Genomic DNA, 11,295 nt, shown 5'->3' with positions numbered 1-11,295 from the left:
TTGGGGTATCGCCAAGCGGTAAGGCAGCGGGTTTTGATCTCGCCATCCCTAGGTTCGAATCCTAGTACCCCAGCCATTTTTCTGTTCTCTTCCACATCAGTGGTCGATAACAAACGGCTATGTAGCTCAGTTGGTTAGAGCATCGCACTCATAATGCGGGGGTCACAGGTTCGAATCCCGTCATAGCCACCATTAATATTGCGGAAGTGGCGAAATTGGTAGACGCACCAGATTTAGGTTCTGGCGCCCTAGGCGTGAGAGTTCGAGTCTCTCCTTCCGCACCATTAATAGCAGTACCAAACAGACCAGCTCACGCTGGTTTTTTTGTATCTGAAATTTGCCTCTACCCAGTTTTTCTCTCGCTCCTCTATTAACCCAGCTCCACGTTAATTCCCGTTCACGTCACTCTTCACTGATTCCGATCACGCCTTGCCACTCTTGTCTCCCGGCCATAAAAAAGCGGCCCGCAGGCCGCTGGTGCACACATTCATCATCCCGGTTATCAGAATGGGAAGAACCAGGGGATCGCCACCACGCTCACCGCCATCACCAACAGGGTGAATGGCACCCCGATACGGATAAAATCGGCAAACTTGTAGTTGCCCGGCCCCAGCACCAGGGTATTCACCGGTGACGAGACCGGCGTCATAAAAGCGGCCGAGGCGGCGATGGCAATGGTCATGGCAAACGGATAGGGCGATACCCCCATCTGCTGGGCCGTGCCCAGCGCAATGGGCGCCATCAGCACTGCGGTGGCGGTGTTGGAGATAAAGAGCCCGATCACCGCGCAGAGGGCAAACAGGCTGGCCAGCATGACCCGCGGCCCCATCTCCCCTACCGCATTGATCAGACCACCAACGATCAGATCCACCCCGCCGGTTTTTTGCAGCGCCAGCGCAAAGGGGAGCATACCGACGATGAGGATCAGGGTCGGCCAGTGGATCGACTTGTAGGCACTCTCCATATCGATGCAGCGAAACTTGCCCATCAGCAGACAGGCGATCAGCGCGGCAATCACGTTGGGCACAGGATCGGTCACCATCAGCAGGATCATCACTCCAAGACAGAAGAGGGCATGGATCGCCTGACTGCGGGCGGGGGCCATCTCGTCCACTTCAGCGGGCAGCCCCATCAGCAAAAAGTCGCGGCTATGGGTCTGCAACTGTCTGATGTGGCTCCAGTTCCCTACCACCAGCAGGGTATCCCCCATCTGCAACGGCTCGTCCACCAGCTTGCCTGCCAGTGCCTCTCCGTCGCGGCGCAGCCCCACTACGCTCAGACCATAGCTGGAGCGGAAGGTCACCTCACGCACGCTTTTACCCAGCAGCTTGGACTCGGGGATCAGCGACACCTCGGCCATCCCCACCTCCCGCGCCTGATCGGAGAAGTACTCCCCGCGCAGGATCATGGGTTCGAGCCGTGCCTCGCTGCAAAACGCCCGCACATCCACCTCGGGGTCTGACATGTCGATCAGCAGCACATCCTTGGCCTGGAACTCACTGATCCCGGACACCGGCACCATCACCCGGCGAAACTTGCGCCAGCGCTCCACCCCGATGACATGGGCACCATAACGGGCACGCAGTTGCAGCTCATCCAGGGTGTGACCAATCAGCAGGGAGTCAGGCCGCAGCGCCAGACGACGGGCCCGACCGGCCAGTCGGTAGTCTCGGATCAGATCGCGCAGAGTGCGGCGCCCGGTCGGCTTGCCTTTGCCCTCTTCTCCCTCGCCCACCAAAGAGCCGCGCACCAGCAGCATGTAGAGGATGCCCAGCCCCAGGATCAGCACGCCCATGGGGGTGAAATCGAAGAACCCGAAACCGTGAATGCCGTGACGCATCAGCTCGCTGTTGACCACCATGTTGGGGGGCGTGGCCACCAGCGTCATCATGCCGCTGATCAGCCCGGCAAAGCCGAGCGGCATCATCAGGCGACCGGCCGGGATCCCCATCCGGTTCGCCACGCTCAGCACCACCGGGATAAAGATGGCCACCACCCCGGTGCTGCTCATCACAGCCCCCAGACTCGCCACCGCCACCATCAGCAACACCAGCAGCTTGGTCTCGCTGCTGCCCGCTACCTTCACCAATGCATCCCCCACCTGATAAGCGATGCCGGTGCGCACCAGCCCCTCACCCACCACAAACAGGGCGGCTATCAGAATGACGTTGGGATCGCTAAAGCCCGCCAGCGCCTCCGGCAGGGTGAGGGTGCCGCTCAGCACAAAGAGGATAATGATCAACAGGGCGACCACGTCCATGCGCACCTTGTTGGTCATAAAGAGATAGATGGCGCCAGCCAGCAGACAGAGCACCCAGACAAGCTCGGAATTCAATACAACCTCCTTTTATCACGTGATTCTCCTCCCGGAGAGTGGACTCTATCAGACCACAGCCATGGCGCTATCATCTTGCTAAATATCAATAAAGTCCGGCCCGCCGAGGCCCCATAACCCATCACTGCTGGAATAACCGGGCACCAGAAGCGATTTCTTTGATATGGGCCAAGCCCGGGGCGGACAAAAGTCCTGCCCCTCCTCCCCCTCACCCCTTAGAATGGCGCCCTCGCATACTTACCCTCATGCCCAAGGATCAGAAAATGAGCATATTCGAGCTGTTCAGCATCAATAACACGCTAGTGACCATACCGCTGGGTGGCGGCTATGCCATGTCATGGATTGAAGCCATCGGCACCCTGTTCGGGCTGGCCTGCATCTGGTTCGCCAGTCAGGAGAAGACCATCAACTACCTGTTTGGTCTGATCAACGTCAGCCTGTTTGCCATCATCTTCTTCCAGATCCAGCTCTACGGGCTGTTGATGCTGCAGCTGTTCTTCTTCTGCGCCAACGTCTACGGCTGGTACGCCTGGACCCGCCCCGCCAACGATCAGGGGAATACCCTGCAGATCCGCTGGCTCAGCAAATCCAAACTGATGGTGACCGCCGCCGTGAGCGTGCTGGCCATCGCTCTGCTGACCCGCTATATCGACCCGGTCTTCGCCACCCTGGCACGCACCTCGGTCTCCCTGCTCAACCTCTTTGGTGCCAACCTTGCCATCCCCGAGCCCTCCCCCGATGCCTTCCCGTTCTGGGATGCCAGCATGACGGTGCTCTCGGTCGTCGCCCAGATCCTGATGACCCGCAAATACGTGGAGAACTGGATCCTCTGGGTCGTCATCAACATCATCAGCATCGGTGTCTATGCCGCGCAGGGCGTCTACGCCATGTCGCTGGAGTACCTGATCCTGCTGTTTATCGCCGCCAACGGCACTCGCCTCTGGGTGATTGCCGCAAAGCGCCAGCCACAAGGTCTGTAAGCCATGAGTCTGTTACCCCATCTCCAGTGCCGCCCCGACCAGATTGCCGAGCGGGTGGTACTGTGCGGCGACCCGGCCCGGGTCGATCGCATCGCCAGCCAGCTTGAAGAGTGTGAGGTGCTGGGGCAAAACCGGGAGTTTCGCCTCATCAACGGATCCTATCAGGGGCAGCCCATCACGGTTTGCAGCACCGGCATTGGCGGTGCCTCGGCCATCATAGCGCTGGAGGAGCTGGTGCAAGCCGGCGCCCGCTCGCTGATCCGGGTCGGCTCCGCCGGTGCCCTGCAGCACGACATCGGCCTTGGCGACCTTATCGTGGTGGAAGGGGCGGTTCGCAATGAGGGGGCCTCACAGGCCTATCTGCCCGCCGAGTACCCCGCCTGCGCCGATATCTGGCTGCAGGCCGCCCTGCTCAACCATGTAGCGACCGGCAGCCAGCCTCATTGGCACGGGCTGGTACGCTCCCACGACAGCTTCTATCGAGATGATGAGCAGGAGGTGTGCCGCTACTGGCATGCCCGTGGCGTGCTCGGCGCTGACATGGAGACCGCCTCCCTGCTGACCGTGGGTCGCCTGCGCAAGGTGCGGGTCGCCGCCGTGCTCTGCAACGTGGTGCTATTCGAGCAGGATGTGCAACAAGGGGTGGCGGATTACGCCAGCGCCGAACAGGCGATGATGGCCGGTGAGCAGCAAGCCATCGCCGCCGCCCTCCACGCTCTGGTGCAATAAGCCGCAAACCGTTAACTGCGGCACATCCGCTACCGTGCGGGCTGGTATCCGGCCCGCACTCTTGCTAGCCTCATGGCCCTCGTCATCCGGTGCGACAGGCAAGTCATGCAGCAACAGCCCTACCCCCTCGGCCGTTTTCACGCCGAACTCCAGCAGCTTGAACCCCGCTTTGCCGCGGCGCTCGACGCCTGCACCCTGTTTCTGCGTCGTTACCTGCCGGGCGAATTGATCATGCGGCAGGGGGAGCAGAGCGAGCAGCTCTATCTGGTCGAACGTGGCCGGGTCTCCCTCAACAGCACGGTACACTCTGGCCGCCGCTTCCAGCTCGGCGAGATTGAGTGTCACAGCCAGATCTTCGGTGAGATGGAGTTCTTCAGTGCCACCCCGGTGCAGTGGAACGTGGTGGCCGAGACCGAGCTGGACGCCCGAGTCATCTGTGCCCACAAGCTGGCCCAGCGGCTGCTGGCAGAACCTGAGTTGACCCTCTTTTTCGCCGCTGCACTTGCCAGCGACTATCTCGATACCCTGGAGATCACCACCAGCCGGCTGCTCCACCCCATCGCCTACAACATCGCCTATGAGTTGTGGCGAGAGCGCCAGCGCACTCCGATGCTGGGATCGCGCAAGCGGGCCCACGAGGCGGCCCGCTTTGGCACCACAGAGCGGGTCTACCGCCGCGCCCTCAAGGAGCTGGTCGAACAGGGCATAGTTGCCGACGGCAGCGATGGCCCTGTTATCGCCGATCTGACCAGGCTGCGCGCCTATCTCGACCTTTGATTTCCATTCACCTCATTTCGATTAACCCTGTCAGGAGAGAGCCATGTCTACCTATCCCGAATTCACCTTCTTCAGCCGCTTCGTTGCCGATATTCAGGCGGGCCGCAAGACCATCACCATCCGCGACGAGAGCGAGGCCAACTGGCAGCCCGGCCAGCGGCTGGCCCTCTTTACCAACCCGGAGCACCAGCCCTTTGGCACCATCGAGGTAATCTCCGTTAACGCAGTCGCCTTCGATGAACTGAATGACGAGCACGCCCGTCAGGAGAACATGAGCCTCCCCGAGCTCAAGCAGGTGATCCGCGATATCTACCCCGATCTGCCGCCGCTCTATGTGATTGAATTCAAAATGATTGCCTGAGCCGGATTTGGCCTTTGCCGAGCGATGTGTTAATAGTGTCCTCTTTTGAATCAGGGAGGTGACCCGAGTGTTTGAGATAGCGAGCCTGAAAGAGGGGATGATGCACGGGGTCGAGCTGTTCCAGCTGCTGCTGGAGATCATCTCCATCGCCTGTGTGGTGATAGGGCTTGGCAAGACCCTCTGGCTGGCGGCAAGAGTACGGGATCACCAACCCGGTTTTCCGCGTATTCGTCTCTGCTTTGGCAGCTGGCTCATTCTGGCGCTGGAGTTCCAGCTGGCCGCAGACATCCTGGCCACCACGGTCGCACCGAGCAAGGAGGAGCTGATCCGCCTCGCCATCATCGCGGTGATCCGCACCTTCCTGAACTACTTCCTCGGCAAGGAGCTTGAGGCACAAGCGGAACACCAGCAGGAGCAGCGCAGCGAGCAGACCAAGGCTGCTCAATAACCAGTATTCCTGCATAGCATCATCGCTGAGTGCCGTGCCATCCCGACCACCTACGTGGCTCGGGATGGCCCAGTTGTGACCCTTCCCTCACTTTTGGCAATCAGCCAACTATGGAACCCTTTTCAAGGTTTCCCCTGCCCTGTTGAGGGCCAGATCATCTGGGTAAGATAGGAATAACTCCCCCTCAACCGGCCGCACTGATGAATACGCACTCCCTTCACACGCCCGATATCGACCTTGATAGCTGTGTCATCTATCAGATCTACCCCATGAGTTTTCAGGACAGCGATGGTGACGGCATGGGCGATATCAACGGCATCCGCCAGCGCCTCGGTTATCTGGCCACCCTCGGGGTCGATATGCTGTGGCTCACCCCCATCTATCGCTCCCCCAAGCGGGACAACGGCTACGACGTGGCGGACTACCGTGCCATCGACCCCGCCTTCGGCACCCTGACCGAGATGGAGCAGCTGATAGCCGAAGCGGCCGCCCACGGCATCGGCATCATGATGGATATCGTCGCCAACCACACCTCCACCGAGCACGAGTGGTTTATGAAGGCACTGGCCGGGGATCCCCGTTATCAGAGTTATTACGTGTTTCGCGACCAGGCCTTCGTTGACGCTCACCCCATTACCTCGATTTTTGGCGGCAGCGGCTGGCAGTATGTGCCAACGCTTGATCGCTACTACCTGCACAACTTCGATCCCAGTCAGGCCGATCTGGACTGGGACAACCCGGCGGTGCGTGCCGAAATGGCAGAGGTGATCAACTTCTGGCTGGGCAAAGGGATCAAGGGGTTTCGCTTCGATGTGATCGATATGGTGAGCAAAGAGTGGGACCGACTGGCCATGAGTAACGGCCCGCACCTGCACGACTATATCCGCGAGCTCAATGCCGCGAGCTTCGGCGGCAAGGGGATCATCACGGTGGGGGAGACCTGGGGGGCCGATCTCGCCCATATGCAGAACTATTCGAACCACGATGGCAGCGAGTTCAGCATGGTGTTCAACTTCGAGCATCTGGGGCTGGGCAGTGACAAGTGGTCATCCCGCTTTGCTCCCCTCGCCTTCAAGCGAGCCATGGCCCGCCACCAGCAAGGGCTACACGGGCGTGGCTGGAACAGCCTGTTTCTCGGCAACCACGACCTGCCCCGCGCCGTCTCCCGCTTTGGCGATGACAGGCCCGAGTGGCGGGAAACCAGTGCCAGGCTGTGGGCCATGGTGCTGCACATGATGCAGGGCACTCCCTTCATCTATCAGGGGGAGGAGCTCGCCATGACCAACCGCCACTGGCAGCCGGACGAGCTGCGCGATGTGGAGGCAATCAACTACCGCGCCAGCCAGTCAGGGCTGGATCCTGCCGAGCTGAGTCGGCGGCTCGATGCCATCGGCCGCGACAACGCCCGTACCCCGATGCAGTGGGACGCTGTCCCCCACGCAGGATTCAGTACGGCCACGCCCTGGATTGCCCTCAACGCCAATCATGTCGAGATAAATGCCGCCGAGCAGATGGCCCGCCCCGACTCCCCGTTTCACTGCTATCGCCAGCTCATCGCCCTGCGCAAGGCTCACCCTGTCGTTCGCCACGGCAATTTCGATCTGCTGGATGGGGATGATCCCGAGCGCATCAGCTATCGCCGCCACTGGCAGGATCCGGCGAACGGCGAGCGGCACACCCTGCTGCTGCTCGCCAATCTCACTGCGAACCCCTTGCCGATGCCCCACTTCGACAAGGTGACAGACAAGATGCGGTTGCTGCTGGCCAATTACCCAGGCGAACCACTGCCACTCTTCGCCCCTTATCAGTGTGCCATCTGGCTGCGAGTGGATCAGGATTAACCCCGTGCTGACGGGCCAAAGCAATGGCCCATCAGCCACCTCCCGTTGGCTGTCAGCAGAAAATCATGCACCCACGCAGCGGGATTAAATTAACCACTATTACTGACTTATTAATTGATTATTTATCCCGTTTGATACGCTCTCATTGCCCCTCTTACTATGCCTGCGACCTATCCATTGCCGATGCAACTATCGGCTTTCAAACTGGCATAGCAAAGTGGAAAACAGATGATCACCACAGACGGGAATAACGCAGTCGCCTCGGTGGCGTACCGCACCAGCGAAGTCATCGCCATCTACCCCATCACCCCCAGCTCGGCCATGGCTGAGCAGTCGTCGGCCTGGTCGAGCGAGCGGGGCAAGAACCTCTGGGGGGATGTCCCCCGGGTTGTCGAGATGCAGTCGGAAGGGGGCGCCATCGCCGCCGTCCACGGAGCCCTGCAGACCGGCGCGCTGGCGACCTCGTTTACCTCGTCGCAGGGGTTACTGCTGATGATCCCCAACCTCTACAAGCTGGCGGGTCAGCTCATTCCCTTCGTGCTGCATGTGGCGGCGCGCACCGTGGCGACCCATGCGCTATCGATCTTTGGCGATCACTCGGACGTGATGGCGGTGCGCCAGACCGGCTGTGCCATGCTCTGTGCCAGCAATGTGCAGGAGGCGCAGGACTTTGCCCTGATCTCCCAGATAGCGAGCCTCAACAGCCGCCTCCCCTTTATCCACTTCTTCGACGGCTTTCGTACCTCTCACGAGATCGCCAAGATAGCGCCGCTCGCTGATGACACCCTGCGCGCCCTGCTGCCCGCAGATGCCATCCGTGCTCATCGTGACCGGGCGCTCACCCCCGACAAACCGGTCATTCGCGGCACCGCGGCCAACCCGGACACCTATTTCCAGTGCCGGGAGGCGAGCAACCCCTGGTATGACGCTGCCTATGGTCATGTGAGCGAGGCGATGCAGGCTTTTGGCAAACAGACCGGCCGCCACTACCGGCCGTTTGAATATGTCGGCCACCCGCAGGCGGAGCGGATAGTGGTGCTGATGGGCTCGGCCATCGGCACCTGTGAAGAGGTGATCGAGCGCCTGCTGGCCCAAGGAGAGAAGGTAGGTCTGGTGAAGGTGCGGCTGTTCCGTCCCTTCTCGGCAGGGCACCTGTTGGCCGCGATTCCCGAGAGTGCCCGCGCCATCGCCGTGCTGGATCGCACCAAGGAGCCGGGCGCACAGGCCGAGCCCCTCTATCTCGACGTGATGACGGCGCTGGCCGAAGCGGTCAGCCGGGGCGAGCGGGCAAGCCTGCCGCGGGTTATCGGCGGCCGCTATGGTCTATCCTCCAAAGAGTTCGGTCCCGCCTGCGCGCTGGCGGTGTTTGCTGAACTGGCGCAGGAGAACCCGCGTCCGCGCTTTACCGTTGGTATATTCGATGACATCACAGGTCTCTCGCTACCGCAGCCCGCGCTGGATTCGCAAAGCCCCATCCATCGCCCGCAACACAAACTGGAGGCGCTCTTCTACGGTCTTGGCAGCGATGGCACCGTCTCGGCGGCCAAGAACAGCATCAAGATCCTCGGCAACCACACCGACCTCTATCCGCAGGGCTATTTCGTCTACGACTCCAAGAAGGCGGGCGGCCTCACCGTCTCTCACCTGCGGGTGGGCGAGCGGCCGCTGCAATCGGCCTATCTGGTGGAAGAAGCGGACTTTATCGGCTGCCATCAGTGGCAGTTTGTCGACAAGTACCGGATGGCGGAACGCTTGAAAGCGGGCGGCATCTTCCTGCTCAACACCCCCTACAGCGAAGCGGATATCTGGCAGCGCCTCCCCAGCGAGGTACAGCATGCCCTGCGCGAGAAAGAGGCGCACTTCTACATCATCAACGCCGCCAAAATTGCCCGCGACTGCCAGCTCGGCAACCGCATCAATACCGTGATGCAGATGGCCTTCTTTCAGCTCAGCGCCATCATTCCCCCCGCAGAGGCGACCAGCCTGCTGAAGCAGGCCATCGCCACCAGCTATGGCAGCAAGGGACAGACACTGGTCGAGCGCAACTGGATGGCACTGGAGGCAACCTGCGCCGCCCTGACCCGGGTGCAACTTGGCGAGCTGGATCCCGCCAGCCGTCCCCGCCCGCCGGTGGTTTCGGCCAAGGCCCCCGATTTTGTCCAGACCGTCACCGCCGCCATGCTGGCGGGGCTGGGTGACAGCCTACCTGTATCCGCCTTCCCGCCGGATGGCACCTGGCCGGTCGGCACCACCCGCTGGGAGAAGCGCAACATCGCCAAGGAGATCCCGATCTGGGAGGCGGAGCTCTGTACCCAGTGCAACTACTGCGTCGCCGCCTGTCCCCACTCGGCCATTCGCGCCAAGGTGGTAGAACCGGATGCGCTGGCCGCAGCTCCCGCCACCCTGGATGCGCTGGATGTGAAATCCCGTGACATGCGCGGCCAGCAGTACGTGCTGCAGGTGGCGCCGGAGGATTGCACCAGCTGCAATCTCTGCGTCGAGGTGTGCCCGGCCAAGGATCGCAGCAACCCGGATCGCAAGGCGATCAATATGGCTTCACGCCTCGATCACCTCGATGAGCAGAAGGCCAACTACGACTTCTTCCTCGACCTGCCAGAGCGCAGCGCCGAGCAGCTGGAACGCATCGACATCCGCACCTCCCAGCTCATCTCGCCGCTGTTTGAATACTCGGGCGCCTGCTCCGGCTGTGGCGAGACCCCCTACATCAAGCTGCTGACCCAGCTCTATGGCGATCGGCTGCTGATTGCCAACGCCACCGGTTGCTCGTCCATTTATGGCGGCAACCTGCCTACCACCCCTTACACCACCAACGCCGACGGGCGCGGCCCAGCCTGGGCCAACTCGCTGTTTGAAGACAACGCCGAGTTCGGACTGGGCTTCCGCCTCACCGTCGATCAGCACAGGGAGCGGGTGCGCCGTCTGCTGGCGAGCCTGGGCGACACCATACCGGCAGCGCTGCGCGAGGCGCTCGGCGATGCCACCCTGCCGGTTTCCGAGCAGCGGGCCCATATCCAGCAGTTGCGAGCGCTGCTGCAGGAGAGCCAGACCCCGGCAGCCCAAGAGCTGGCTCGCGATGCGGACTATCTGGTGGAAAAATCGGTCTGGCTCATCGGCGGCGATGGCTGGGCCTACGACATCGGCTTTGGCGGGCTCGACCATGTGCTGAGTCTGGGGGAGAACATCAATGTGCTGGTGCTAGATACCCAGTGCTACTCCAACACCGGCGGCCAACAGTCGAAGGCAACCCCGCTTGGTGCCATTACCAAGTTTGGCGAGCAGGGCAAGCGCAAGGGGCGCAAGGATCTCGGGGCCAGCGTGATGATGTATGGTCACGTCTATGTGGCGCAGATCTCCCTCGGTGCCCAGATGAACCAGACCGTGAAGGCGATTCAGGAGGCGGAAGCCTACCCGGGGCCGTCGCTCATCATCGCCTACAGCCCCTGCGAGGAGCATGGCTACGACATGGCCGAGAGCCACGAGCAGATGAAACAGCTGACTGCCACCGGTTTCTGGCCTCTCTACCGCTTCGATCCGCGCCGCGCTGACGAGGGCAAGTTGCCGCTGGCACTCGACTCGCGGGCACCCAATGCCTCGCTGGCCGAGACCTTGCGCCATGAGCCCCGCTTCCAGCGGCTGGAGCGCCAGCTGCCGGAGGTGGCCAGCCAGCTCTATCAAGAGGCAGAGCAGGAGGCCAATCGCCGCTTCGCCTGGCTGAGCCAGCTGGCGGGCAAGGAGAGTCCGGCGCAGGAGTAACCTGAGAATGGCTTGATGGCAACAGCCACTCTATTCGCCAAATAACAATC

The 11,295-nt window shown here is 61.4% G+C and carries 8 protein-coding genes and 3 tRNA genes; 10 read left to right on the top strand and 1 reads right to left on the bottom strand.

What is annotated here, in order from left to right:
- Position 1 precedes the first annotated feature (1 nt).
- The 3 genes from G5253_RS08525 to G5253_RS08515 all read left to right on the top strand — a co-directional run bounded on the left by G5253_RS08525 (position 2) and on the right by G5253_RS08515 (position 284).
- Positions 2-76, top strand: a tRNA-Gln gene (locus G5253_RS08525).
- 39 nt (positions 77-115) lie between these two features.
- Positions 116-192, top strand: a tRNA-Met gene (locus tag G5253_RS08520).
- Between the two features lie 8 nt (positions 193-200).
- Positions 201-284: transfer RNA gene (locus tag G5253_RS08515), tRNA-Leu, on the top strand.
- 218 nt (positions 285-502) lie between these two features.
- Here the strand turns inward: G5253_RS08515 and G5253_RS08510 are convergent.
- The gene (locus G5253_RS08510) at positions 503-2,335 is read right to left on the bottom strand and encodes an SLC13 family permease (RefSeq protein WP_266134098.1); all 1,833 of its coding nucleotides are present in this window, start codon (positions 2,333-2,335) and stop codon (positions 503-505) included.
- 263 nt (positions 2,336-2,598) lie between these two features.
- Here G5253_RS08510 and pnuC point away from each other — a divergent pair, with 263 nt between their 5' ends.
- From pnuC to nifJ, 7 genes are all read left to right on the top strand, one after another.
- Entirely contained in the window at positions 2,599-3,315 is a 717-nt protein-coding gene (gene pnuC / locus G5253_RS08505) for a nicotinamide riboside transporter PnuC (RefSeq protein WP_266134099.1), read from the top strand.
- A 3-nt stretch (positions 3,316-3,318) separates the two neighbouring features.
- Positions 3,319-4,044 carry a nucleoside phosphorylase gene (locus G5253_RS08500; protein WP_236289635.1) on the top strand — a complete coding sequence of 242 codons (726 nt, stop codon included), beginning with the start codon at positions 3,319-3,321 and terminating at the stop codon, positions 4,042-4,044.
- A gap of 105 nt (positions 4,045-4,149) precedes the next feature.
- Complete coding sequence (locus G5253_RS08495; protein WP_227341140.1) at positions 4,150-4,821, top strand: Crp/Fnr family transcriptional regulator; 672 nt, start codon at positions 4,150-4,152, stop codon at positions 4,819-4,821.
- Between the two features lie 43 nt (positions 4,822-4,864).
- Entirely contained in the window at positions 4,865-5,182 is a 318-nt protein-coding gene (gene yqfB / locus G5253_RS08490) for a N(4)-acetylcytidine aminohydrolase (RefSeq protein WP_266134100.1), read from the top strand.
- 67 nt (positions 5,183-5,249) lie between these two features.
- On the top strand, positions 5,250-5,630 hold the full coding sequence (locus G5253_RS08485; protein ID WP_005353951.1) for a DUF1622 domain-containing protein: 381 nt from the start codon (positions 5,250-5,252) through the stop codon (positions 5,628-5,630).
- Between the two features lie 200 nt (positions 5,631-5,830).
- On the top strand, positions 5,831-7,471 hold the full coding sequence (locus G5253_RS08480) for an alpha-glucosidase (protein WP_266134101.1): 1,641 nt from the start codon (positions 5,831-5,833) through the stop codon (positions 7,469-7,471).
- A 228-nt stretch (positions 7,472-7,699) separates the two neighbouring features.
- Positions 7,700-11,245, top strand: coding sequence for a pyruvate:ferredoxin (flavodoxin) oxidoreductase (gene nifJ / locus G5253_RS08475; RefSeq protein WP_266134102.1), 3,546 nt, complete (start codon positions 7,700-7,702; stop codon positions 11,243-11,245).
- Positions 11,246-11,295: the final 50 nt, after the last annotated feature.

Origin of the sequence: Aeromonas sp. 602658 (assembly GCF_049173005.1) — a bacterium.
GTDB lineage: Bacteria > Pseudomonadota > Gammaproteobacteria > Enterobacterales > Aeromonadaceae > Aeromonas > Aeromonas veronii_A.
The sequence above is the reverse complement of the archived record's forward strand: the minus strand, read 5'-3'. Positions and strand labels throughout refer to the sequence as shown.